The organism is Phytomonospora sp. NPDC050363 (assembly GCF_040655735.1).
Classification (GTDB): Bacteria; Actinomycetota; Actinomycetes; order Mycobacteriales; family Micromonosporaceae; genus Phytomonospora.
Map to the genome: position 1 here is coordinate 466,958 of NZ_JBFAKK010000002.1, position 23,794 is coordinate 490,751.

The window sequence follows — 23,794 nt, forward strand, 5'->3', positions numbered from 1 at the left end:
ACGCTCAACGCACTCGATCGGATCACCTGCGATCCGACCGGCCGGTCTCATCCTTGCCGGATTCTTTCCGCCGGCCTCGCGATCAACGAAGGATACCGTCATGCGTAAGACGCTCACCGCCGTCGCTGGATTCGCCCTGCTCTTCGGAGCGGCCGCCTGCACCAGTGACACCAAGGAACCCGCCAGCAACGAGAACGCCGCGCCTCCGACGGCGGCGTCCTCATCGCCGGCCACGTCCGGCGGAGTCTTCGGACCCGCCTGCGACCAGATCCCGACCGACCCGTCCGACTCCGGCAGCCTCGACGCGATGGCACAGGTGCCCACCGCGACCGCCGCCGCCGGCAACCCGCTGCTGAGCACGCTCGTCACCGCCGTCGGCGAGGCCGACCTCGGCGACTCGCTCAACACGGCACCGGCGATCACCGTGTTCGCGCCGGTCAACAGCGCCTTCGAGAAGATCCCCGAGGAGGACCTCAACGCTCTGCTGGCCGACAAGGAAACCCTCACGAGCGTGCTGACCTACCACGTCATCGGTGAGCGCGTCGCGCCCGATGCGCTGGCCGGTTCGCACGAGACGCTTCAGGGCGAGTCCGTCGAGGTCACCGGCTCCGGTGAGGCGTACACCGTCAACGGCGACGCGATGGTGGTCTGCGGCAACGTGCAGACCTCCAACGGGACCGTCTACCTCATCGACACCGTTCTGATGCCGCCGGCGACGAAGTAATCGACTCGGGGCCGGCCGGGGTTTCCCGGCCGGCCCGGGAAACCTGGGAGACTTCGTGCTGAAGAAATCGTGGAGCTTCGTCCGCTCGCATTTCCCGGACGCGCTCATCGGACTGGTCTCCTTTGCCGTAGCCGTTTCCGTCGCCGAATTTCTGGCGGCGGTACTGCGCGCGGGGAGTCCCTTTCTCATTGTCGGATCGACGATCATCGATGCGACGCCGACCCCCGTCAAGGAATACGCGGTGCGCGAATTCGGCACCGCCGACAAACCGATTCTGCTGGGCACCGTCGCGGCCGGGATGGCGCTCGTGGCGGTGGTCACCGGCATCGTCGCGCGGCGGCGCATGTGGATCGGCGTCGTGGTCCTCGTCGCCTTCGGCGCCGCCGGGGCGGTCATGGCGATGATCCGGCCGGGCGGAGCCGCCTCGGGCTGGGTGCCTCCCCTGGTCGGCGGGGCGGCGGGTGCCGTCGTCCTCGTGGTGCTGACGCGGCTGCGCGCCGAGGCTCTGCCGAAGGCCTCGCCCTCGGCGAGGTCGCGCCGCCGATTGCTGGTAGCCGGAGGGATCGCGGTGGTCGCCGGGGCCGCCGGGCTGGCCGGGGCGCGGTTCTTGACCGCGGCCGGGGCCGTCGGCGAGCAGTCGCGCGCGAAGGTGCGGCTCCCCGCGCCGGCCTCGCCCGCCGTCGGGGTGGCGCCGCCGGACTTCTTCACCGCCAACCGGGACTTCTACCGCGTCGACACGGCCCTGGACGTTCCGCAGATCGACGCCGACGCCTGGCGTCTGCGGATCGGCGGGAGGGTCGCCGCCGAGCGCGAGTACTCCTTCGCCGACCTGCTCGCCCGTCCCCTCATCGAGCGCGACATCACGCTCGTGTGCGTCTCGAACGAGGTCGGCGGCCCCTACCTGGGAACCGCGCGCTGGCTGGGGGTGCCGCTGGCGGAGCTGCTCGACGAGGCCGGGGTCGAGGGCGACGCCGACCAGGTCGTGAGCCGTTCGGTGGACGGGATGACGATCGGTACGCCGACGCGGGTCGTGATGGACGGCCGCGACGCGATGCTCGTCGTCGGGATGAACGGCGAGCCGCTGCCCCTCGAACACGGATTCCCGGTGCGGATGCTCGTGCCGGGCCTGTACGGGTACGTGTCGGCGTGCAAGTGGCTGACCGAGATCGAGCTGACCCGCTTCGACGACTTCGACCCGTACTGGGTGCGGCGCGACTGGGCCGCGGAGGCGCCGATCAAGACGTCCTCGCGGATCGACACGCCCAAGGCGCTGGGCAAGGTCGCGGCGGGGATGGTCCGCGTCGGGGGTGTGGCGTGGGCGCCGCACCGGGGGATCAGGTCCGTCGAGGTCCGCGTCGACGGCGGGCCCTGGGAGGCCGCGACGATCGTCGAGGCGCCGACCGCCGACACGTGGCGGCAGTGGACCTACGACTGGAACGCCACGCCGGGCCGCCACGACATCGCCGTGCGCGCCACCGACGGCGGCGGCGAACTGCAACTGGAGCCGCGGGTGACACCTTTCCCCGACGGCGCGACCGGCTGGCACTCGGTGGCGGTGCGGGTCGGATAGACCGGGGCGCAGGGGAGAGGGGACCGTCCGATGCGGACGGTCCCCTCGGTGGCGCCTTACTTGTCGCGGGTGAGCGCGAAGCCGGTCATGAACGGCCGCTGGAGCGCCAGGAACACCAGGATCGGCGGTACCGAGGCCACCAGGGCGCCCATCAGCAAGGGCCCGTAGGACTGGCCCTCCCCGGCGGCCTGGAGGCTGGCCAGACCGACCTGCACGACCTGGTTCTCACTGCCGGAGACCGACAGCAGCGGCCACAGGTACATGTTCCAGCCGAAGAGGAACTGGATCACGAACAGCGCGCCGGTGACGTTCCACGACATCGGGATCAGCACCCGCCACAGGAACTGCAGCGGGTTGGCCCCGTCGAGCTGCGCGGCCTCCGACAGGTTCGCCGGGAGGTTCGCGAAGTGCTGCCGGAACAGGAAGGCCGCCGTCGCCGAGGCCAGGAACGGCACGGTGAGACCGGCGAGGGAGTCCGACATGCCGAGGTCGTCGACGATGCGGAACAGCGCCAGGATCGACACCTCGGTCGGCATCATCAGCGTGATCAGCACCAGCACGAACACGATCGAGCGGCCCGGGAAGCGGAAGTACACGAAGGCCAGGCCGGCCAGGATCCCGGTGATGGCCTTGCCGGTGGCGATGAGCGCCGACATGACCGCCGAGTTGAGCATGTAGCGCCACAGGTCGCGGTCGTTCCACACCACCGAGAAGTTGTCGCCGAGGAACTCGCCCGGCGAGAGCCGGAAGTTGAGCAGCTGCGAGTTGTTCTGGGTGGCGCCGAGCAGCGCGTAGACGACCGGCGCGCACAGCACCGCGCAGATCACGATCAGGGTGATGTGGATGTGGATCGTGCGGCGCCTGGGTCTGCGCCGGACCGTCTTGACGTCAGCCTCCATAGTGGACCCGCCTTCCCGTGGCGCGGAACTGCCAGGCGGTCACCGCGAGGACCATGACGAACAGCACCAGCGACCGGGCCGCGCCGTCGCCGACCCACTCGGAGGACTGCACCACCGAGGTCATCGCGTCGACGGTCGCGCCGGACGGTCCGCCCTCGGTGAGGTAGGAGATCGTGCCGAAGATCTCGAAGAACGCGTAGGTCACGTTGGTGACGACCAGGAAGAACGTGATCGGCGTCAGCGACGGGACGATGAAGTACCGCAGGCGCTGCCAACCGTTCGCGCCGTCGAGACGGGCCGCCTCCAGCATGTTCGTCGACACGTTCTGGAGTCCGGCGATGTAGAACAGGATCGTGAAGCCGAGGGTCTTCCAGACGCTGGCCATGATGACCAGCCCGCGTGCCAGGACCGGGTCGGTCCGGTAGTTCGGCATGTCCCAGGGCGTCAGGGCCTCGAACACGTGCCCGGCGATGCCGGTCAGCGGGTCGAACATGACGAAGAACAGGATGCCGGCGATCGGCGGGCTGACCGCGAAGGGCCAGATCAGCAGGGTCCGGTAGATCGCGCGGCCCTTGATGGGCTGCGAGACCAGCAGCGCGATGCCGAGGCCGGCGGCGAGTCCGATGAGGACGGTGCCGCTGGTCAGGATCATCGTGGTGAGGAACACCGAGCGGTAGGACGGGCCGAAGACCGAGGCCGCGGCGGCGATGACGACCACGACGGTGAGCCAGCCGCGCACACGGCGAAGCCGCGGTGCCAGCAGGCCGCTGCCGACCTTGTCGGCGCGGCGCGCGAGTTCGGCGCCGACGGCCGTGACGAGCAGGGCGGCCAGCGGGACCAGCAGCCACCACTCGGCGGTCGGGCCGAGCAGTTCGGTGTAGTTGTCGACGCAGGAGAAGCGCTCGATGGGGTTCCCGCGCCGGGTGAGCTGCGTCGAGAGGCGAAGCGTCTCGAACAGCGGCCAGTACAGGAAGACCGCCAGGACGGCCAGCGTCGGAAGCAGCAGCGCCATGGCGGCGGCCGCGCCGCCGCGGAAGCTGCCGGCCTCGGCGCGGTCGTCGAGGTTCGCCCAGCCGCCGGGCTTGGACAGGGCGCGCCCGATCCAGGCCGTCGCGGCGATCAGGACCGCCGCGCCGGAGGTGAAGGCGACGATCCCGACGGCGATGTCGAGCCCGGTCCGTTCGGGCTCGAAGGTGCACGCCTCCATGGGGACCATGGTCAGCAGGGGACCGAGGAAGCCCGCCGGGGCGACGACGAGCGCGCCGCGCCGGCCGGACAGTCCGGCATTGCGCCAGACCGTCCAGCCGACGAGCGCGCCGATGAGGGTGACCGCCGCGAAGAGCGGCAGCATCAGCGGATAGATCGGCACGGCGGTCGATCAGCCGCCGTACAAGGCGTTGTAGTCGGTGAGGAGCTTCTGCGCGTCCTCCTGTGCCTTGGTGAACCGCTCGACCGGGTCGGCGCCGGAGACCAGCACGTCCTCGATCGCCTGCGTCAGCACCGCGCGGATGCTCACGAAGCTGCCGAGCAGCGCGCCGGTGGCCGCGGGGGTGCCGTTGGCCAGCGCGAGCTGTTCGGTGGCGACCTTCTGGTAGGGGTTCTCGGTGAACCAGCCCTCCTGCTCCAGCAGGGCGCCGGCGGCCTTGGTGATCGGGATGTAGCCGGTGGTCTTGTGCCAGTCGGCGGCGTTCTTGGGGTTGTTCAGGAACTGCATGAACGCCAGCGAGCCGTCCTGCTTGGCGTCGCCCTGGTCGGCCGTCAGCCACAGGGTCGCGCCGCCGATGAGGTTGCCGGCGTAGGGGACGTCGCCGTTGTAGGGCATCCGGGAGACCTCGACGTCGAAGCCGCCGTCCTTGCCGGCGCCGACGATCGCGGTGGCGTCACCGGCCGAGGTCATGAGGAACCCGACCTCCTGGGCGGCGAAGGCGTTCTGCGGGCCGTCCCAGTCGTTCTGCTTGCCGGAGTAGTAGTACGTGCCGTTGTCGTAGAGCTCCTTCTCCCACTTGACGAAGTTGAGCAGCTCCTCCGACGTGTAGTCGATGTTCTGCGCCCGGCCCGCCCGGCCGTTCTCGTTGTCGGCGATGAGGCCGCCCTGCTGCGCGACGGCCTGCTCGGGGAGCCAGCCGTGGTTGGGCCAGGAGATGCAGTGCTTCGGCGCGTCGGCGAGCTTGAGGATCTTGGCGCACGCGGCCTCGATCTCGTCCCAGGTCTCGGGGACCTTGTCGACCTTGGCCTTCTTCAGCAGGGATTGGTTGCTGTAGAACAGCGTGGTCGAGGTGTTCCACGGCATCGAGCTGAACTGGCCGTCGGTGGTGTAGTAGTTGCGCGCGGCGTCCACGACGTCTTCGAGCACGACCGGCTCGCCGAGGATGTCGGCGCGGCCGTTGATGGCCGCCTGCACCGAGACGAACAGCGGTTCGCCGTCCTTGTTCACCGCGTCGCGCGCGTCCTGCGTCGCGGCCTCGAAGTACTGCACGATCTCGGGCGGCGTGCCCTTCTCGATCGCGGCGCTGACGGCGTCGAAGAGCACCTCATAGCTGTCGTACCCGCTGATGACGACCGGGTACTCGGGGTGCTTGGCGTTGAACTCGTCGGCGCGGGCCTTGGCCCAGTCGAGGCGGTAGTCGGTGAAGGCGATCCATACGTCGATCTGCTTGTCGCCGGCCGCATCGTCCTCTTTGGAGCAGGCGACGGTGCCGGCGAGAAGGGTGAGAGCCGCCGTGGCGGCGATGATTCTGCGCGAGAGGCGCATTGACTCTCCTGTGGTCGGGCGCTTGCCGGGGGATGGCAGGGGCTTGAGGGGTGTAACCGTGCAGGTTGGAGTATCAGCACTGTGTACGGACGGCGTGCGGTAGCCCATGTTAAGCGAATGTGACTCGCAGGTAAAGATCGCCGCTGATCGGATATGTCGGTGTGCTTTCGGCCTTCCCGCCCGTTTCGCCGACGGCCCGTCCGGGCCCCGCGAGCAGCGGCGTAACCTGCCGGTGTGAGTCCACGAACCGTTCGCATCGGCACCCGTTCCTCGCCCATGGCGGTCGCGCAGGCCGAGGCCGTCGCCCGCGCTCTACGCCATGTGCATCCCGAAGACCGCGCGGAACTGGTGCGCGTCACCACTTCCGGTGACCGCTGGAAGGGCAGCCTCGCCGCGCTCGGCGGGAAGGGCGCCTTCACCCGCGAGCTCGACGCGATGCAGGTCGAGGGCGAGTTCGAGATCGGCGTGCACTGCCTCAAGGACGTGCCGGGCGACGTCGACCTGCCCGACGGCCTGATGATCGCCGCCTACGCCGCCCGCGAGGACGCCCGCGACGCCGTGGTCTCGCTGAGCGGCCGGGATCTCGACACGATGACGCCCGGCTCGATCGTCGGGACCAGTTCGGTGCGCCGTGCGGCGCAGCTGGCGAAGTACTGGCCCGCCCTTCGGGTGTCGCCGATCCGCGGCAACGCCAACAGTCGTCTGTCCAAACTCGACGGCGGCGGGCAGTACGACGCGCTGATCCTCGCCCGCGCGGGCCTGGAGCGCATCGGCCTGCCGCACCGGGCGACCGCGCTGGTCGACACCGAGCGGATGCTGCCGGCCATCGGCGCAGGGGTCATCGTGATCACCACGCGCACGACCGACACCGCGACCCGCGAGCTGGTCGAGGCCCTCGACGACAAGCCCACCCGCCAGGCCGCCCTGGCCGAACGGGCGCTGCTGCGCGCGCTCGGCGGCAACTGCCACAGCCCCATCGCGGGCTGGGCGACGCACGGCAAGGACGGGCGGCTGCACCTGCGCGGCGCGGTCTACAGCCCCGACGGGCAGACGATGCTGGAGGCGTCGGGGAGCGAGAAACCGCGCGACGCCGAGGAACTGGGCGCGTCGGTCGCCGAGGAGCTGCTGAAGGCCGGCGCGGGCGAGGTCATCGCCGCGGCCAAGGAGGGCTAGGCCGGCCGTTCCCGCAGGTCGGGGGATGGCGCCCGCCGCCACCCCCTACCCTCACCCCATGCCCGACCTGCACCTGACCCTCGACGCGACCCGCCGCCGGGGCCTCGCCCGCGACCTCGCCGCGCAGTTGCGCGAGGCCGTGCGCGACGGCCGCCTGGCCGCCGCCGACCGGCTGCCGCCCAGCCGGGCACTGGCCGCCGACCTCGGTGTGTCGCGCGGGGTCGTGGTCGAGGCCTACGCGCAGCTGGTCGCCGAGGGGTTCTTCACCTCCGCGCAGGGCTCGGGCACCCGCGTCGCCGACGTGCCGCAGCGCCCGGCCGCCCCCCAGCCGCCGCCGGCGCCCCCGCCGCCGAAAGGCCCCAACCTCCGCGTCGGCACACCCGACCTCACCGCCTTTCCCCGCCGCCAGTGGCTCGCGGCCACCCGCCACGTCCTCAACACCCTCCCGCACCACGCCTTCGGCTACCCCGACCCCGGCGGCGTCACGTCCCTCCGCGAGGTGCTCGCCGGATACCTGCGGCGGGTCCGCGCCGCCGGCGTCACCGCCGACGACATCACCATCGTCGGCGGCGTCGCCCACGGCCTCAGCCTTCTCATGCGCGCACTCGGCACCCGCGACCTCGCCGTCGAGGACCCCACCAGCACCCGCCAGCTCCCGCTGCTCACCTCCGCCGGCGCGCGCCTGATCCCCGTCCCCGTCGACGCCGAGGGCATGGACATGGCCGCGCTCGCCCGCACCGACGCCACCGCCGTCCTGCTCACCCCCGCCCACCAGTACCCCACCGGCGTCGTGCTGTCGGCGGCCCGCCGCGCGGCCCTCGGGGAGTGGCTCGACCGGCCCGGGACGGTCGCGATCGAGGACGACTACGACGCCGAGTTCCGCTACGACCGCGACCCGGTCGGCTGCCTCCAGGGGTTGCGGCCCGACAGCACCGTCCTCATCGGGTCGGTGTCGAAGGCCCTCGCCCCGGGCCTGCGCCTGGGCTGGATCGCCGCGCCCCCGGCGATCACCGCCGCCCTGCACCGCATGCGCGCCGAGACCGACCTCGGGTCGCCGATGCTGGAGCAGCACGTCCTCGCCCGCTTCATCGAGTCCGGCGAGTACGACCGGCACGTGCGCGCGATGCGCCAGCGCTACCGGGCCCGCCGCGACGCCCTCGTCGCCGCGCTCGCCCGCCACATCCCCGGCTCGCTCGCGCACGGCGTCTCGGCGGGCCAGCACCTGTTCGTCGAGCTCCCGCCGGGCACCGACGAGGCCGCGGTCGTCGCCGGGGCCCGCGGGGTGGGCCTCGACATCCCCGGCGGCGGCGAGTACCGGCTGTCCGCGAGCGGCCCGCCCGCGCTGGTCATCGGCTTCGCCGGGCTGACCGAGCGCGCGATCGAGGACATCGTCCGCCGCCTCGCCACCGTCATCACAACCTAGTTGTACAACGCGGTTGTGTGCGCTAGTGTCCAGGCATGACCGACGGCATGGACTTCACCCCCGAGCAGATCGACGGCTACCTGGCCTTCTACACCCACCAGGTCGAGGACGGCCGCAAGGCGGAGAAGATGCGCGCCGCCATGGTCACCATCGCCCGCACCGCCTACCCCGACATCTACACCCAGGCCCGCCTCGCCGAGCTCACCGGCGTCAGCCAGCAGGCCATCAGCAAGACCGTCACCGCCGGACGCCGCCGCTTCGACAGCCGCGACGGCGGCCCCTACCTCCTCGGCCGCGTCCTGGCCCTCGCCCTCGCCAGCGGCGAGAGCGACATCGGCGCGGTGGAGTCGCTGTCGGCGCTGGCCGCCATGCGCGTCCACACCGACGGCGCCGTGTCCGCCAAGTCCCTGCACCGGCTGATCTCCTTCCTGCGCAAGGACATCGCCGCCATCGCCGAACGCGATCCCGCGCTGGCGGACCGCTTCACCGCCGGCCTCCACCAGATCGCCGAGCTGGCCGCCTCCACCGAGGCCGACGAGCACCCCGGCCTGCACGCCGTGTTCACCGAGGCCTTCGCCGGCGGCGACTCGACGGCCGAGGTCCCGCTTGGGGAGGAGACCGTCCGCGTGGCCATGACCGAGGGCTTCTACGCGCAGCGCTTCGGCCTGCGCCACTCGCCCGACGGCCTGCCGTTCGCGCGGGGCGGCAAGGTCCGCGGCGTCGCCGACATCGCGGCGGCGCTGCGCGAGGGGTGAGCGGTCAGTGCCGCGGCCGCAGGCGGACGTTCACCACGGCCCTCGGCTCGCCGCCGACGTGATCCAGGTGCACCGGCGAGCCGCCCGGGTTGTCGAACAGCCGGATCCCGTCGCCGAGCAGCACCGGGGCGATGTGCAGGTCGATCTCGTCGATGAGGCCGAGCTCCAGCAGCCGGCGGCCGATCGTCGGCGAGAAGACCTCGACGTTCTTGTCCCCGGCGGCCTCCTTGGCGATGCCGAGGGCCTCGACGACGTCGCAGCTGAGGAAGGTGATGCCCGGGGCGGGCTGAGCGTCCTCGGGGTGGTGGGTGAGCACGAAGACCGGGCCGTCCCAGTCGCCGTAGGGCCTGGCGCCGGGCAGCGCGTCGTAGCCGGAGCGGCCGCCGAGCACGGCACCGGTCGTCGAGGTGTACTCCTCGACGAGGCCGGGGCGGGCCGTCATGTCGCCGGTCATCCAGCCCATGTCGTGCCCGGGCCCGGCGACGAAGCCGTCGAGGGACATCGTGAAGTGCATGAGCACCTTGCCTTCGGCGGTGCGCGGGTCGGTGTCGTCCATCGCGGCCTCCCTAGTGATTGCGGATCGCAATCAGTCCTGGGATCACCGTAACCAGAGTGGTGGTAGATTGCAAGCACTTCGGAGAGGAGTCCGGTGATGGCGGAGCCGCGTTCGGGATGCCCGATCAACGCCGCGGTCGAGGCCTTCGGCGACAGCTGGAGCCTGCTGGTCCTGCGCGACATCCTGTTCGGCAATCGGCGGTACTTCCGCGAGCTCCTCGCCGGGTCCGAGGAGGGCATCGCCTCCAACATCCTGTCCGACCGGCTCAAGCGCCTGGTCGGCGCCGGGCTGTTGACCCGCGAGGACGCCGGCCGGGGGAAGCGGGCGGCCTACAGCCTCACCGAGTCGGCGATCCGGCTCGTGCCCGTCTTCGCGCAACTCGGTGAGTGGGGCGTGCACAACCGGCCGACGACCAGGCGCCTGCGCGTGCGCGCCGAGCTGCTGGCCGAGGGCGGTCCGCGGCTGTGGAGCGAGTTCATGGACGAACTGCGCCACGTCCACCTCGGCGCCCCCGCCCCCGAGAGCGGCGGACCCGGCGTCCTGGCGCGGCTGGCCGACGCGTACGCCGAGGCGGCGGCCGAGTAGCGCGACGAGAAAAGACCTCGCCCGCCCCGCGCCGGTCGGCCACAATGCGCGCGTGACATCCACCGAGATCGACGCCGGCCTGGCGCGCGCCCTGGTCGCCGAGCAGTTCCCCGAGTGGCGCGACCTGCCGGTGCGGCCGGTCGACAAGCAGGGCTGGGACAACCGCACCTTCCGCCTCGGCGACGAGCTGTCCGTGCGCCTGCCCAGCGCCGAGGGGTACGTGGCCGCCGTTGCCAAGGAGGACCGCTGGCTGCCGTACCTCGCCGAGCGGCTCACGCTGCCGGTGTGCGCGCCGGTCGCGGTCGGGAAACCCGGCGCGGGGTACCCGTTCCCCTGGTCGGTGCGCAACTGGATGACCGGCACGCCGATCGAGGGCGCTGACCCCGACCGGGCCGTCCTCGCCCGCGATCTCGGCGCGTTCCTCACCGAGCTGCGCGAGATCCCCGCCGGCGCGGGCCCGGCCGCCGGGCGCCACTCCTTCTACCGGGGCTGCCACCCGAGCGCCTACGCCGACGAGGTGCAGGCCGCCTGTGAGGCCATCGACGGCCTCGACGTCGAGGCGTGCCGGGAGATCTGGCACCAGGCCGTGACCTCGGTCTGGACCGGGGCGCCGGTGTGGTTCCACGGCGACGTCTCCGTCGGGAACCTGCTCGTCGAGGACGGCCGGCTGTCGGCCGCGATCGACTTCGGCACCTGCGGCGTCGGCGACCCCGCCAGCGACCTCGCCATCGCCTGGACCTACTTCGAGGGCGAGGACCGGCGCGTCTTCCGAGAGTCCGCAGGCCTCGACGACGCCACCTGGCGCCGCGCTCGCGGCTGGGCGCTGTGGAAGGCGCTCATCGTGGTCGCCTGGCCCGACCGCCCCGACCTGGCCCGCGATCAGGAGCGCAACCTCGCCCACATCCTGGCCGATCCGGTGGTGTGAGCACCCGAGCGGGCGTCCGCTGTCGTATTTCGGCCAGTACCTGTGCTGATGATCCGATTTACCCTGGCCATGGATCCCGGACGGTGGGACCATGGATCCATGGCCAGGGACACGGGGCGGGTACTCCGCGTGATCGCCGAGATGCCCGCAGGACAGCAAGCGACCGCGAGTCTCGTCGCGGCGACCTACCAGATGGACGAGGGCTTCGTCATCAACGCCGTCCGCGAACTCGCGGCGGCCGGATACGTGACCATCCTCGACGTCGGCGACTGCCCGGTGGTCCAGGGCGTCACGCCGCTGGGGCGCAGATGGGTGGCCACGCACCACGCGAGCGTCGTGCACGACTTCTGGGGCGTCTAGCGCCACGGGTCGACCACGATTGGTCCGCGTGATCGCGGCATGATTGGTTCAGACCGACAGACCAATCCTGCCTAGCGTTACCGGGGTGAACACATCCCAGAAGCGCGGCGCCGTGCAGGCGGCGCTCGGCATGCTGCTCGTCGGCACGCTCGTCGCCGTCTCCGCCCGCATCGGCGACTACCCGGTCTTCGGCGGGCAGGCCCTGCGCTACGCCGTCGGCGCCGCCGCCCTCTTCGCCGTCATCGCCGTCCGCCGCCCACCGAAGGTCCGCCTGACGCGCGGGCAGTGGTTGCTCCTCGGTGCCCTCTCGTCGACCGGTCTGGTCATCTTCAACGTCTGCATCGTCTTCGGCAGCGAATATGCCAGCCCCGCCACGATCGGCACCATCATCGGCTCCGCCCCCGTCGTCATGGCCGTCCTCGGACCGCTCGTCGCGCGCTCGGCCAAGCCGTCCACCCGCGTGCTCGTAGCCGCCGGGATCGTCACCGCCGGCACCGCGATCGCCACCGGCTTCGGCGGCGCGAGCCTGACCGGCATCCTCTTCGCGCTGGGCGCCCTCGTCGGCGAGGTCTCGTTCTCACTGCTGGCCATCCCGCTGCTGCCGACACTGGGCGCGCTGCGCGTCTCCGCCTACTCGGCGGCGCTCGCCGTGCCGCTGCTGCTCGGCACCGGCGTCGTCGTCGACGGGGCCGACGTCCTGCGCATCCCGACCCCCGGCGAGCTGACGGCCTTCGTCTACCTCGGCGTGGTCGTGACCGCCGGAGCCTTCCTGCTCTGGTACGACGCCCTGCCGCGCCTGGGCGCCGACCGCGCCGGACTCTTCGCGGGCATGATGCCGGTCGGCGCCGTGCTCACCATGGTCGTGCTGGGGATCGGGACGCCCTCGGTGGCCGAACTCATCGGCGCCGGACTGGTCGTCACGGGCATCGTGTTCGGATTGAGGGCTACTGCATCGAAGTCCGCACGGGATGGGAGTAGTCGGCCGGGCACACCCAGATCCACAGCGCGTAGCCTCGCCCGATCGTGATTCCCGTGGGGTCCCCGTCGAAGGTGTCGGAGTCGTCGGGGACCCAGAGGCGGTCGCCGTCCCACTCGCCGCCCTCGACCTTGAGGAACAGGCGCAGGTCCGAGCCGCACTCGCAGATCATGTCCATGGGATCCGACAGCGTCCACGACGCGAAGCCCCCGACCTTCCAGCCCTTGGTGATCGACCGCCCCCACCCGTATTGGACGGTCCCGGCCTCCCACGCCTGGATCCGCCGACGCAGATCGCCGGGGAGGAGATGGCCGTACTCGTACTCGGTGACCTGCTCGGGCAGGACCACGCAGGGCGCGGGCACGTAGGGCTCGCTGACCAGGTCGGGGCCCTGCTCGGAAGCCGGCAGGCGCTCGCCGACCTCGGCCGCACGGCGCCAGCGGACGGTGACGGTGGGGCAGTAGTCGTCGCTGGGGTGGTCCATCGGGCACCACAGGACCTGGGCGAGGTCGGCGTCGTCGGGGCCGATGAAGTCGAAGACGTTTGACCGCCGCAGCTGCGCGACCGGCAGGAGCGGCAGGGGTGTGTCGTTGCCGAACTCGGCGTCGGCGGGTGCCCAGGCTTTCGCCTGGTCGTCCAGCTCGGCGGGGGTGAGGGGCCGACGGTCGGCGAGTTCGCGCAGGCGGCGCTGGGTGGCGACGTCGGCGCGGTTGCGGACGTCGCCGAAGGGCTCGTGCGGGCCCTCGCAGACCGGCCAGGGTTCTTCGGCGGGCCACAGGAGCGGGGAGCCGACGGAGCTGTCGTCCACGCGGGGGTTGCCGCGGCGCGGGTGGAGGCGCGTTGCGGTGCGGCGGTAGGCGGCGAGTTCGGGGAAGCGGTCCTCGATCCCGGCGAGGTGCTGGGGGGTGGTGGGCATGGGGTGATGGTAGGGCGGGGCTGTGACGGGATCACTGCATGGCGGCGTGGACGGGGTGGGTGGGGTCGGTGCGGCACACGCGGATCCAGAGGGTGTAGCCGCGGCCGATCATGATGCCGGTGGGCTTGTCCTCTTCGGCGTCGGGCTCCCAGGGGTCGGCGGCGAGGAGCAGGCGCATGGGGGAGCCGCAGTCGTCGCACGGCAGCTCGGCGGGACCGGTGAGGTTCCAGGCCGTGAAGCCGCCGGCCTTCCAGCCGCGGGCGACGGAGACGGCCTCGTACTCGTCGCTCGACGTCTTCGCCCGCAAGGGTTCCGGGAGCAGTTCCCAGTACTCGTACTCGGTAACCTGCTCGGGCGTCACTACACATGGGTTGGGCAGGTATTCGTCGTGCAGTGCCGCCGGCTGCGGCGGTTCTGCGAGCACCTCGCCGACCTCGGCGGCCGTCCGCCAGAAGACCGATACCTCCGGGGTCCAGTAGTCGTGATCCAGCGGGCACCAGAGGACCTGGACGAGGTCGGTGCCGGGCGGGCCGAAGTAGTCGGGGATGTCGCGTTGGAACAGCTGCGCGACGGGGATGAGCGGCACCGGGCCGCCGTGCGCGAGGATCCCGGCGGGGTGGCCTTCGGTGACGGCGGCCAGCGCGGCCCGCTCCTCGTCGGTGGGGGCGCCACGGCCACGGGCGGCGAGAAGCGCGCGAGCGGTGTGCACGTCGTCGGGCGAGCAGAGCCGACCACCGGTCTGCCGCAACTCCTCGTGCGCGTCCTCGCACACCGGCCACTCCTCCTCGGCCGGCCACAGCAGCGGCCCGCCGACCGACGATTCCCGCACCCCCGGCGTCCCCCGCCGGGGCCGCAGACGGGTCGCGGTCGTCCTGTACTCGGCGAGTTCGGGCACGCGCTTCTCGAAGTCATTGATGTCCTCGGGCATGCCCGGATGCTAGATCCCCGCACCGACATGACGCCCATCCGTCACCGCCCGTCCGATGCAAGACGACTTCTTGCAAAAATCTGTCCTACACTTCCGGCCATGACACGACGCATCAGTGAGGTCGCGAAGAAGGCCGGGGTCAGCGAGGCCACCGTCAGCCGCGTTCTCAACGGCCGCCAAGGCGTCGCCGAGACCACCCGCGCGGCGGTCCTCACCGCCCTCGACATCCTCGGCTACGAGCGGCCCACCAAGCTCCGGGGGGAGCGCGCGAGACTCGTCGGGCTCGTCCTCCCCGAACTCCAGAACCCGATCTTCCCGGCCTTCGCCGAGGTCGTCGCCGGGGCCCTCGCGCAGCGGGGGTTCACGCCCGCGCTGTGCGCGCGGACCATCGGCGGAGTCCAGGAGTCCGACTACGTCGAGATGCTCCTCGACCACCAGGTCTCCGGCGTCGTCTTCGCCGGCGGCCAGTACGCCCTCGCCAACGCCGACCACTCCCACTACGCCCAGTTCACCGACCGCGGCCTGCCCGTCGTCCTGATCAACGCCGGTGTCGAGAACCTCGGCTTCTCGCGCATCTCCGCCGACGACGCCGTCGCCGCCGAACAGGCCTTCGGGCACCTGGTGTCCCTCGGCCACGAACGCATCGGGATGGTCCTGGGCGCCGAGGACCACCTGCCCTCGCGCCGCAAGGCCGAAGGGCTGCGGGCCGCCGCCGCGCGCCTCGGCTCACCGCTGGCCGAACCCGGCGCCATCGAGGCGAACACCGAGCGCTCGCCCTTCTCCATGGAGGGCGCGCGGGCGGCGGCGACGCGACTCATCCAGCGCGGCATCACCGGGATCATCTGCGCCAGCGACGTCATGGCGCTCGGTGCCGTGCGGGCGGCGCGCCGGATGGACCTGCGGGTGCCCGAGGACGTGTCGGTCATCGGTTTCGACGACTCGGCGATGATGACGTGCACCGACCCGCCGCTGACGACCGTCCGGCAGCCGATCGAGGCGATGGGGCAGGCCGCCGTCGACCTGCTGGCGAACCTCATCGACGGTGCCGACATCACCCCCGACGAGCTGCTGTTCGAGCCCGAACTGGTGGTGCGCGGCTCGACGGGGCCGGTGGCGCGCGGCTAGCGCACGGCAGAAAAGGGCGGGATCCGGACGGATCCCGCCCTTTCTCATGCCCAAAAGCGGGAGCCAGCTGTCGAGTAGTTCCGAATCTCAGTCGTAATCTTGCAGAAACACATTCGCTTCTGTATGTTCAGCGGCAACCTTCATGACATGACCTACCTCACAAGACAGCCCGACACCGGAAGGCCCCACCCCCATGAAGCGCTCCCTGTACGGCCGGGCGACCGCCCTGATCGTCGCGACCGGCCTGGCTTTCAGCCTCACGGCCTGCGGCGACGACGAAGAACCACAGCAGGACGGTCCGGTCACGCTCGTCGTCAACGGCCTGCCGCCGGAGACCGAGAAGGTCAACCGCGAGAAGTTCCTCGCCGACGTCGCCGAGTTCGAGGCCGCAAACCCCGACATCACCATCGACGCCCGCGAGGGCAAGATGGTCCCCGAGGAGTTCCAGGCGAAACTCGCCGGCGGTCAGCTCGAGGACGTCTTCTACACGTACTTCACCGACCCCGCCGGGCTGATCGCGCGCCGCCAGGTCGCCGACATCACCGACTACGTCAAGGACTTCCCGGCCCTGGCCCAGATCCGGCCCGAGCTGATGCAGGTCTACTCCGACGACAAGGGCCGCGTGTACGGCGTCCCGCAGGGCAACTACTCGACCGGGCTGGTCTACAACCGGGCCCTGTTCGAGAAGGCCGGCCTCGACCCGAACACTCCGCCCACGACGTGGGCCGAGGTCCGCACCGCCGCGCAGAAGATCGCCGCGCTCGGCAAGGACCACGTCGGATACGGCGAGTACAGCAAGAACAACACCGGCGGCTGGCACTTCACCACCGCGCTGTACTCCGTCGGCGGCGACCTCGCCGTCAATGAGGGCGGCACGTGGAAGGCGGCCTTCAACAACGATCTCGGCAAGCAGGTCCTGCAAAACCTCAAGGACATGCGCTGGACCGACGACACCATGGGCACCCGTCAGGGCCTGGAGTACGCCGACCTGCTGCGGCTCATGGGATCCGGGAAGCTCGGCATGTACCTCGGCGACGCCAACATGCTGCCGACGATCGTGCAGGAGTTCAAGGGCGACTACAAGGACTACGGCCTCGGTCCCATCCCCGGCGGCACCGCGACCCTCGCCGGCGGCGACGGGTACATGTTCAACGCCAAGGCCAGCCCCGCCACGATCCGCGCGGGCCTGAAGTGGCTCACCTACGCCTTCGCCAACCCCGACCCGGCGCGCATCGAGTTCAACACGAAGTGGTCCTCCGACACGGGCAGCCCGGTGGGCCTCCCCGAGCCGCAGATCTGGGCCGGCGACGCCGCCAAGGCGCTCACCGACGCGCGCGCCAAGTACGCCAACATGCCGGTGGAGAACTTCTCGCCCTTCGTCAACGCGATGAGCACCATTCCGCTGAAGCTGGAACCGCCGAACGCGCAGGCCCTCTACGCCCTGCTCGACGTGCCGATGAACAAGGTCCTCACCGACCAGAACGCCGACATCGCCGCCCTGCTCGCCGACGCCGAGGAACAGGCGAACGCGATCCTGGCGACCGTCAAGTGAACCCGCGGCGGGCGGGTTCCTCCGGCCCGCCCGCCGCACCGGTTCGCGAGGGTGGTTCGGGACGGCGGTTCAGGAAGGCGGCCCGCCGGGCCGGTCTGCTCCTCGGCGGGCGTGCGGGGTGGCGTCCTCGTCCCCGCGCCGTCTCACTGCGCGGCCCGCCGCCTGCCGCTCATCACCCGACACCCGCCGCCCGCCGCCCGCCGCCCGGCCCGTCCCCCACCCGCCGCCCGGCCCGTCCCCCACCCGCCGGCCGTCCCCCACCTGCCCCGCCGCCCCCGCGTCCCCCGTTCCCGACCGTGGGGCCTCCCGGCCTCCTCCCTACATCTGACGGTAGACCCGCGCCAGGCGCGGCCGTCGAACACGAAAGGCGTTTCCTGTGGATAAGTCCGCCATTGTGGAGAAGCCACAGTGGACGGAGCCGTCGGACGACCCGGAACCACCGTCGTCACGCGGCCCCGGCGCACTCGCCCGCCTCTCCGCCCGCCTGCCCGTACGCTTCCGCCGCAAGCTCGGCGACAACGCCCTGGCCTACCTCTTCCTCGTCGCCGGCATCGCCTGCTTCGCGCTCTTCTCCTGGTACCCGCTCGTCCGCGGCGTCATCCTGTCGTTCCAGCAGGTCAACTTCGTCACCGACCCCTACTGGGTCGGCACCGACAACTTCGACGCCCTCTTCGCCGACCCGCTGTTCTGGACGGCCTGGAAGAACACCCTCGTCTTCACCGGCATCGCCCTCGTCCTCGGCTACGCGGTGCCCTTCCTCCTCGCGGTCTTCCTCAACGAGCTGCGCGCCCTCAAGGGCTTCTTCCGCATCGCGGTCTACCTCCCGCTGATGCTCCCGCCGATCGTCGTCGTCCTGCTCTGGCAGTACTTCTACGACCCCGGCAACGGCCTGTTCAACTCCGTCCTGAGCGGAATCGGCCTGCCGCCCTCGCAGTGGGTCCAGTCCCCGGACACCGCGATGGTCTCCCTCGTCCTGGTCGCCACCTGGGCCAACCTCGGCGGCACCACGATCATCTACCTGGCCGCCCTGCAGAACATCCCCGGCGAGCTCTACGAGGCCGCCGAGCTCGAAGGCGCCAGCGTCTGGCAGCGCGTCCGGCACGTCACGATCCCGCAGACGCGCTTCGTCCTGCTGGTGATGCTGCTCCTCCAGATCATCTCGACGATGCAGGTCTTCATCGAGCCCTACCAGCTCACCGGCACGACCAACCCCGACACGATCACCGTGATGGTCCTGGTCTACCGCTACGCCTTCACCGTCAACCACGACTTCGGGCTCGCCGCGGCCATGAGCGTCGTCCTGTTCGTCGTCCTGGCCCTGTTCTCCGCGATCTATCTGCGCGTCACCCGTGACAAGGACCCGTCATGACCCGCACCCTCATCTCCGACACCGTCCTGCGCCGCCGCCGCGGCCGGATCCTGCACCTGGTCGCCCTCGCGGTGACGGTGGTCGTGTTCGCCTTCGTGTTCCTCTTCCCGCTGTACTGGATGCTCACCGGCGCGGTGAAGGACCCCACCGAGCTGGCCCGCGCCACGCCGACGGTCATCCCCGAGTCCTGGAACTGGGACACCTTCGGCACCGCGTGGAGCGAGCTGCAGATCGGCAAGTACTTCCTCAACACCGCCTACTACGCCGTCGGCGGCTGGTTCATCCAGATCGCCGTCGACGTGTGCGCGGCCTACGCCCTGTCGCGGTTGCGGCCGTGGGGCGGGAAGGTCGTGCTCGGCGCGATGCTGGCCAGCCTCATGCTGCCGGCGACGGCGCTGCTGATCCCGGCGTACATGACCGTCAGCGACGTCCCGCTGTTCGGGGTGAACCTGCTGAACACGCCGTGGGCGCTGTGGCTGCCGGCCGCCGCGAACGCCTTCAACATCTACCTGCTCAAGCGCTTCTTCGACCAGATCCCCAACGAACTGCTCGACGCGGCCAGCATCGACGGCGCCGGTCGGCTGCGGATCCTCTGGAGCGTCGTGCTCCCGCTGTCGCGGCCGGTGCTGTCGGTGGTGTCGATCTTCGCGGTGATCGGCATGTGGAAGGACTTCCTGTGGCCCTTCCTGGTGCTGCAAGACCCCGACACGCAGACGTTGAGCGTCGCGCTGAGCCGGCTGGCCAACACCAGCTACATCACCGACAGCGAGATGTTCGCCGGACTGGTCATCGCCAGCGTCCCCATGGTCGTGATCTTCCTCGCGCTGCAACGCCAGATCCTCGCCGGACTGTCCGCCGGCGGAGTCAAGGGCTGATCCCCTCACCCGTAACGAAAGCAGGTTCGTCAGTGGCTACAACCAACGGTCACCGCTGGTGGCGCGACGCGGTCATCTACCAGGTCTACCCGCGCAGCTTCGCCGACGGCGACGGCGACGGGGTCGGCGACATCGCCGGGATCCGGTCCCGGCTGCCCTACCTCGCGGGGCTGGGCATCGACGCGATCTGGTTCAACCCCTGGTATCCCTCGCCGATGGCCGACGCCGGCTACGACGTCATCGACTACCGCGACATCGAGCCCGTCTTCGGGACCCTCGCCGAGGCCGAGGCCCTCATCGCCGAGGCCCACGACCTCGACGTGCGGATCATCATCGACATCGTGCCCAACCACGGCTCCGACGCGATGCCGTGGTTCCAGCAGGCGCTGGCCGACGGCCCCGGAAGCGAGATGCGGCAGCGGTACTGGTTTCGCCCGGGCCGCGGAAGCGACGGCGGCGAACCGCCCAACGACTGGCAGTCCATCTTCGGCGGCTCGGCCTGGACCCGCACGAAGAACCCCGACGGCACACCCGGGGAGTGGTACCTGCACCTGTTCGCGCCCGAGCAGCCCGACCTGAACTGGGACCACCCGGCGATCCGCGAGGAGTTCCTCGACGTCCTGCGCTTCTGGCTCGACCGGGGCGTCGACGGCATCCGCATCGACTCCGCCGCCCTGCTGGTCAAGGATCCCGCGCTGCCCGACGGCGGCGACGACGCCGACCCGCTGTTCACCGACCGCGACGAGGTCCACGAGATCTACCGGTCCTGGCGGGCGCTGGCCGACACCTACGACGGCGACCGTCTCCTCGTCGGCGAGGTGTGGCTGCCCGACCCGGTCCGCTTCGCGAACTACCTGCGGCCCGACGAGCTGCACACGGCCTTCAACTTCGGCTTCCTCGGCTGCCCCTGGAACGCGGCGGCGCTGCGGACCGTCATCGACGACACGATCCGCTACCACGAACCCGTCGGGGCACCGGCGACGTGGGTGCTGTCCAACCACGACGTCACCCGCCACGTCACCCGCTACGGCCGGGCCGACACCTCCTTCAGCTTCGCGGCCAAGAAGAACGGCGCCGGTGAGATCCCCGTCGACCTCGCCCTCGGCGAGCGCCGGGCGCGGGCGGCGCTGCTGCTGTGCCTGGCGCTGCCCGGTTCCTCCTACCTGTACCAGGGCGAGGAGCTGGGGCTGTGGGAGGTCGAGGACATTCCCGAGGAGTTGCGCGACGACCCGATGTGGCACCGCTCCAACCACACCGACCCCGGTCGCGACGGCTGCCGGGTGCCGATCCCGTGGTCGGGAGGCGAAGCGCCGTTCGGTTTCGGTCCACAGGGGACGACGCCGTGGCTGCCGCAGCCGGCCGCCTGGGGCGAGCGGACCGTCGAGGCGCAGAGCGGCGACCCGGCCTCGATGCTGAGCCTCTACCAGGCCGCGCTCGGCCGGCGCCGCGAGGAGACCGTGCTCGGGCACGGTCCGATGACCTGGCTCGACGCCCGCGAGGGCGTGCTGGCCTTCACCCGCGAGGACGCGCTGACCTGCGTGGTGAACCTCTCGGCGGAACCGCTGGCCCTTCCCGAGGGCCACGAGGTACTGCTGGCCAGCGGCGACCTCGAAGGCGACGCCCTGCCGACCGACTCCGCGGTGTGGCTGCGCGGCCGCGCCGAACTGGAGTAGCACGACGACCCACAACGAAAGGAATCCGCTATGTCAGTGCGAAGCAAGCCGACCCGGCTGGTGTTAACGGCGGTGGCGGCGATGGCCGCCGGTGCGCTCGCCGTCCCGACGGTGAGCGCGGCGAGTCCCTTAGCGGGCAGCGGTTCGCCCGCCGCGGCGCCGGAGGTCTCGGCCTTCGACGTCGCCGGCGGCGCGACCGTCCCGTTCGTCGAGCAGGAGGCCGAGAACGTCGCGCACAACGGCGGCGTGATCGGTCCGAGCCGGATCTACACCACGCTCCCGTCGGAGGCCTCGGGCCGCAAGGCCGTCACCCTCGACGCGGTCGGGGAGTACGTCGAGTTCACCTTGACGGCCCCGGCCAACGCGATGAGCCTGCGTTACAGCATTCCCGACAATGCCGCCGGTACCGGCATTACGGCGCCGATCGACCTGCGCGTCAACGGCTCCAAGCTCAAGGACCTGTCGCTGACCTCGAAGTACTCCTGGTTCTACGGGAGCTACCCGTTCACCAACCAGCCCGGCGACAAGCCGCACCACTTCTACGACGAGACGCGCACCATGTTCGGCTCGACTCTGGGGACCGGCACGAAGGTCCGGGTCCAGGTCGCGTCGATGGGCGCGTCCTCGTTCACCATCGACCTCGCCGACTTCGAGAACGTGGCCGCGCCGATCGGGCGCCCCTCGGGATCGCTGTCCGTGGTGGACTACGGCGCCAACCCCAACGGCACCGGCGACTCCACGGCGGCGTTCCAGGCGGCCGTCGACGCCGGCCGCACGCAGGGCAAGGTCGTCTACATCCCGCAGGGCACCTACTTCCTCTACGACCACGTGATCGTCGACCAGGTCACGCTGGCCGGCGCTGGGCCCTGGTACAGCGTGCTGACCGGGCGGCATCCCACGCAGCGGCAGAAGGCCGTCGGCGTCTACGGCAAGTACGTCGGCGAGGGCGGTCCCTCGCGCAACGTCACGCTGCGGGACTTCGCGATCATCGGCGACATCCAGGAGCGCGTCGACGGCGACCAGGTCAACGCCATCGGCGGCGCCATGACCGACTCCCTGGTGGACAACGTCTGGATGCAGCACACCAAGTGCGGTGCCTGGATGGACGGGCCGATGAACAACTTCCGGATCGTCAACAGCCGGATCCTCGACCAGACCGCCGACGGCGTGAACTTCCACATCGGGGTGACCAACTCCAAGGTCGAGAACACCTTCGTGCGCAACACCGGCGACGACGGTCTGGCGATGTGGGCGGAGAACCGCGGCGGCGTCACCAATGCCGACAACTCCTTCGTCCGCAACACGGTGGTGCTGCCGATCCTGGCCAACAACATCGTGATCTACGGCGGGCGCGACATGACGATCGCCGACAACGTCGTGGCCGACACCGTCAGCAACGGCGGCGGTCTGCACGTCGGCAACCGCTACGACGGGGTCAACGGCCCCACGGGCGTGCTCGGCACGTTCACGCTGACCCGCAACACCTTGATACGAGCGGGAAACGGTGACTACAACTGGCCGTTCCCGATCGGCGCGATCTGGTTCGACGCGCGCAACGAGTCGATGGTCAACGCGACGATCAACGTGACCGACACCGACATCATCGACAGCTCCTACGCCGCGATCCACTTCGTGTCGGGCACGACCAGGGGCGTCAACTTCACCAACGTGCGCATCAACCGGACCGGGACCTTCGCCATCCAGCTCAACGACCCGGGCGCGGCCTCCTTCACGAACGTGACGGCGACCGGGATCGGCTTCACCGAGCCGATCTACAGCTGTCTCGGCTCGGGTTTCGCCATCACCCAGGGCGGCGGCAACTCCGGCTGGAACGAGAAGCTGCCCAACACCTACTGCGGACCGTTCCCGCCGCCGAACTACGGCGGCACGCAGCCGACCGGGCCGCGCATCGCGCTGAGCCCGGGCGGCCTCGCCTTCGGCGACCAGCAGGTCGGCACGTCGAGTTCGCCGCGGACGGTGACGATCAGCAATCCCGGTGACGCCACGGCGAACATCTCCTCGGTCGCCGTCTCCGGCGACTACTCGCGGACGACGACCTGCGGGTCGACGCTCGCGGCGGGGGCCAGCTGCACGGCGAGCGTGACGTTCACGCCGTCGGCGGCCGGTGCGCGCTCGGGTGCGCTCTCGGTGTCCTCCAACGCCTCGGGCAGCCCGCACTCGATCGGGCTGTCGGGCAACGGGGTGTCGGCCAACGCGAACCTGGCGTTCGGCAGGCCCGCGACGGCCAGCAGCTACACGCAGGTCTACGGGCCGGGCAATGTCGTCGACGGGAACGCGTCGAGTTACTGGGAGAGCGCCAACAACGCCTTCCCGCAGACGCTGACGGTCGACCTCGGTTCGTCGAAGACGGTCCGGCGTGTGGTGCTCAAGCTGCCGCCGTCCTCGGCCTGGGGAACGCGCACGCAGACGCTGTCGGTGTCGGGATCGGCCGACGGCGGGTCCTACGCGACGGTGGTCGGCTCCACCGGCTACGTCTTCAATCCCGCGACCGGGAACGCCGTGACGATCACGTTCGCGGCGACCTCGGCGCGGTACCTGCGATTGACGTTCACGCAGAACACCGGCTGGCCGGCGGGCCAGTGCTCGGAGTTCGAGGTGTACGCGAACTAGCCGGTCCGTGGCCCGCCGCGCCGGGGG

The 23,794-nt window shown here is 70.8% G+C and carries 21 protein-coding genes; 15 read left to right on the forward strand and 6 right to left on the reverse strand.

The genetic code is table 11. The annotated features are described in order from the left end of the window. Positions 1-100 precede the first annotated feature (100 nt). Entirely contained in the window at positions 101-724 is a 624-nt protein-coding gene (locus tag AB0I28_RS06690) for a fasciclin domain-containing protein (protein ID WP_357490261.1), read from the forward strand. Positions 725-779: 55 nt separating this feature from the next. Beyond that, positions 780-2,294, forward strand: a complete 1,515-nt coding sequence (locus AB0I28_RS06695; RefSeq protein ID WP_357490262.1) for a molybdopterin-dependent oxidoreductase — start codon at positions 780-782, stop codon at positions 2,292-2,294. 56 nt (positions 2,295-2,350) lie between these two features. Here AB0I28_RS06695 and AB0I28_RS06700 read toward each other — a convergent pair whose 3' ends face one another. The 3 genes from AB0I28_RS06700 to AB0I28_RS06710 are packed head-to-tail and all read right to left on the reverse strand — an operon-like array spanning position 2,351 to position 5,945. Then, a complete protein-coding gene (locus tag AB0I28_RS06700) occupies positions 2,351-3,193 on the reverse strand; it encodes a carbohydrate ABC transporter permease (RefSeq protein ID WP_357490265.1) in 843 nt (280 codons plus the stop codon). Further along, entirely contained in the window at positions 3,183-4,562 is a 1,380-nt protein-coding gene (locus AB0I28_RS06705; protein WP_357490267.1) for a sugar ABC transporter permease, read from the reverse strand. Before AB0I28_RS06705 ends, AB0I28_RS06700 begins: the two co-directional genes overlap by 11 nt. Positions 4,563-4,571: 9 nt before the next feature. After that, positions 4,572-5,945: an extracellular solute-binding protein gene (locus AB0I28_RS06710; protein ID WP_357490269.1), complete on the reverse strand. Its 1,374-nt coding sequence runs from the start codon at positions 5,943-5,945 to the stop codon at positions 4,572-4,574. Positions 5,946-6,179: 234 nt separating this feature from the next. Between AB0I28_RS06710 and hemC the strand changes: the two genes are divergently transcribed. Genes hemC through AB0I28_RS06725 form a run of 3 tightly spaced genes read left to right on the forward strand, consistent with a single transcriptional unit; the run spans position 6,180 to position 9,296 of the window. After that, positions 6,180-7,118, forward strand: coding sequence for a hydroxymethylbilane synthase (gene hemC, locus AB0I28_RS06715; protein WP_357490271.1), 939 nt, complete (start codon positions 6,180-6,182; stop codon positions 7,116-7,118). A gap of 58 nt (positions 7,119-7,176) precedes the next feature. Continuing rightward, a complete protein-coding gene (locus AB0I28_RS06720; RefSeq protein ID WP_357490273.1) occupies positions 7,177-8,541 on the forward strand; it encodes a PLP-dependent aminotransferase family protein in 1,365 nt (454 codons plus the stop codon). Positions 8,542-8,576: 35 nt separating this feature from the next. After that, complete coding sequence (locus AB0I28_RS06725) at positions 8,577-9,296, forward strand: hypothetical protein (protein ID WP_357490275.1); 720 nt, start codon at positions 8,577-8,579, stop codon at positions 9,294-9,296. Between the two features lie 4 nt (positions 9,297-9,300). Here the strand turns inward: AB0I28_RS06725 and AB0I28_RS06730 are convergent, their stop codons facing one another. Next, complete coding sequence (locus tag AB0I28_RS06730) at positions 9,301-9,852, reverse strand: dihydrofolate reductase family protein (protein ID WP_357490277.1); 552 nt, start codon at positions 9,850-9,852, stop codon at positions 9,301-9,303. Positions 9,853-9,948: 96 nt separating this feature from the next. Between AB0I28_RS06730 and AB0I28_RS06735 the strand changes: the two genes are divergently transcribed. The 4 genes from AB0I28_RS06735 to AB0I28_RS06750 all read left to right on the forward strand — a co-directional run bounded on the left by AB0I28_RS06735 (position 9,949) and on the right by AB0I28_RS06750 (position 12,749). After that, positions 9,949-10,437 carry a helix-turn-helix domain-containing protein gene (locus tag AB0I28_RS06735; protein ID WP_357490278.1) on the forward strand — a complete coding sequence of 163 codons (489 nt, stop codon included), beginning with the start codon at positions 9,949-9,951 and terminating at the stop codon, positions 10,435-10,437. A 52-nt stretch (positions 10,438-10,489) separates the two neighbouring features. Then, the gene (locus AB0I28_RS06740) at positions 10,490-11,362 is read left to right on the forward strand and encodes an aminoglycoside phosphotransferase family protein (RefSeq protein WP_357490280.1); all 873 of its coding nucleotides are present in this window, start codon (positions 10,490-10,492) and stop codon (positions 11,360-11,362) included. Between the two features lie 99 nt (positions 11,363-11,461). Then, positions 11,462-11,722: a hypothetical protein gene (locus tag AB0I28_RS06745; protein WP_357490284.1), complete on the forward strand. Its 261-nt coding sequence runs from the start codon at positions 11,462-11,464 to the stop codon at positions 11,720-11,722. A gap of 85 nt (positions 11,723-11,807) precedes the next feature. Next, positions 11,808-12,749, forward strand: coding sequence for a DMT family transporter (locus AB0I28_RS06750; RefSeq protein ID WP_357490286.1), 942 nt, complete (start codon positions 11,808-11,810; stop codon positions 12,747-12,749). Here the strand turns inward: AB0I28_RS06750 and AB0I28_RS06755 are convergent. Together AB0I28_RS06755 and AB0I28_RS06760 are read right to left on the reverse strand one after the other, a co-directional pair. Then, positions 12,667-13,614, reverse strand: a complete 948-nt coding sequence (locus tag AB0I28_RS06755; protein WP_357490289.1) for a hypothetical protein — start codon at positions 13,612-13,614, stop codon at positions 12,667-12,669. The two genes, AB0I28_RS06750 and AB0I28_RS06755, sit on opposite strands and share 83 nt — an antisense overlap. A 31-nt stretch (positions 13,615-13,645) precedes the next feature. Then, positions 13,646-14,542, reverse strand: coding sequence for a hypothetical protein (locus AB0I28_RS06760; RefSeq protein ID WP_357490291.1), 897 nt, complete (start codon positions 14,540-14,542; stop codon positions 13,646-13,648). Between the two features lie 99 nt (positions 14,543-14,641). On the opposite strand from AB0I28_RS06760, the gene AB0I28_RS06765 reads away from it, so the two are divergent. The 6 genes from AB0I28_RS06765 (at position 14,642) to AB0I28_RS06790 (ending at position 23,767) form a co-directional block, all read left to right on the forward strand. Further along, positions 14,642-15,667 (forward strand): LacI family DNA-binding transcriptional regulator, encoded by a 1,026-nt coding sequence (locus tag AB0I28_RS06765; RefSeq protein WP_357490294.1) that lies wholly within the window; start codon positions 14,642-14,644, stop codon positions 15,665-15,667. Between the two features lie 193 nt (positions 15,668-15,860). Next, positions 15,861-17,219 carry an extracellular solute-binding protein gene (locus AB0I28_RS06770; RefSeq protein ID WP_357490298.1) on the forward strand — a complete coding sequence of 453 codons (1,359 nt, stop codon included), beginning with the start codon at positions 15,861-15,863 and terminating at the stop codon, positions 17,217-17,219. Positions 17,220-17,595: 376 nt separating this feature from the next. Next, a complete protein-coding gene (locus AB0I28_RS06775) occupies positions 17,596-18,588 on the forward strand; it encodes a sugar ABC transporter permease (protein WP_357490300.1) in 993 nt (330 codons plus the stop codon). Then, complete coding sequence (locus AB0I28_RS06780; protein WP_357490303.1) at positions 18,585-19,463, forward strand: carbohydrate ABC transporter permease; 879 nt, start codon at positions 18,585-18,587, stop codon at positions 19,461-19,463. Before AB0I28_RS06775 ends, AB0I28_RS06780 begins: the two co-directional genes overlap by 4 nt. A gap of 32 nt (positions 19,464-19,495) precedes the next feature. After that, positions 19,496-21,136 (forward strand): glycoside hydrolase family 13 protein, encoded by a 1,641-nt coding sequence (locus tag AB0I28_RS06785; RefSeq protein ID WP_357490306.1) that lies wholly within the window; start codon positions 19,496-19,498, stop codon positions 21,134-21,136. A 30-nt stretch (positions 21,137-21,166) separates the two neighbouring features. Beyond that, the gene (locus AB0I28_RS06790; RefSeq protein WP_357490308.1) at positions 21,167-23,767 is read left to right on the forward strand and encodes a discoidin domain-containing protein; all 2,601 of its coding nucleotides are present in this window, start codon (positions 21,167-21,169) and stop codon (positions 23,765-23,767) included. Positions 23,768-23,794 lie beyond the last annotated feature (27 nt).

What these genes read in the sequence shown, in the direction of transcription:
- AB0I28_RS06700 (WP_357490265.1), bottom strand. Translation starts at nt 3,193, where the DNA reads ATGGAGGCTGACGTCAAGACGGTCCGGCGCAGACCCAGGCGCCGCACG.
- AB0I28_RS06730 (WP_357490277.1), bottom strand. Translation starts at nt 9,852, where the DNA reads ATGGACGACACCGACCCGCGCACCGCCGAAGGCAAGGTGCTCATGCAC.
- AB0I28_RS06725 (WP_357490275.1), top strand. Translation starts at nt 8,577, where the DNA reads ATGACCGACGGCATGGACTTCACCCCCGAGCAGATCGACGGCTACCTG.
- AB0I28_RS06735 (WP_357490278.1), top strand. Translation starts at nt 9,949, where the DNA reads ATGGCGGAGCCGCGTTCGGGATGCCCGATCAACGCCGCGGTCGAGGCC.
- AB0I28_RS06710 (WP_357490269.1), bottom strand. Translation starts at nt 5,945, where the DNA reads ATGCGCCTCTCGCGCAGAATCATCGCCGCCACGGCGGCTCTCACCCTT.
- AB0I28_RS06745 (WP_357490284.1), top strand. Translation starts at nt 11,462, where the DNA reads ATGGCCAGGGACACGGGGCGGGTACTCCGCGTGATCGCCGAGATGCCC.
- AB0I28_RS06755 (WP_357490289.1), bottom strand. Translation starts at nt 13,614, where the DNA reads ATGCCCACCACCCCCCAGCACCTCGCCGGGATCGAGGACCGCTTCCCC.
- AB0I28_RS06780 (WP_357490303.1), top strand. Translation starts at nt 18,585, where the DNA reads ATGACCCGCACCCTCATCTCCGACACCGTCCTGCGCCGCCGCCGCGGC.
- AB0I28_RS06765 (WP_357490294.1), top strand. Translation starts at nt 14,642, where the DNA reads ATGACACGACGCATCAGTGAGGTCGCGAAGAAGGCCGGGGTCAGCGAG.
- AB0I28_RS06720 (WP_357490273.1), top strand. Translation starts at nt 7,177, where the DNA reads ATGCCCGACCTGCACCTGACCCTCGACGCGACCCGCCGCCGGGGCCTC.
- AB0I28_RS06790 (WP_357490308.1), top strand. Translation starts at nt 21,167, where the DNA reads ATGTCAGTGCGAAGCAAGCCGACCCGGCTGGTGTTAACGGCGGTGGCG.
- AB0I28_RS06690 (WP_357490261.1), top strand. Translation starts at nt 101, where the DNA reads ATGCGTAAGACGCTCACCGCCGTCGCTGGATTCGCCCTGCTCTTCGGA.
- AB0I28_RS06770 (WP_357490298.1), top strand. Translation starts at nt 15,861, where the DNA reads ATGAAGCGCTCCCTGTACGGCCGGGCGACCGCCCTGATCGTCGCGACC.
- AB0I28_RS06760 (WP_357490291.1), bottom strand. Translation starts at nt 14,542, where the DNA reads ATGCCCGAGGACATCAATGACTTCGAGAAGCGCGTGCCCGAACTCGCC.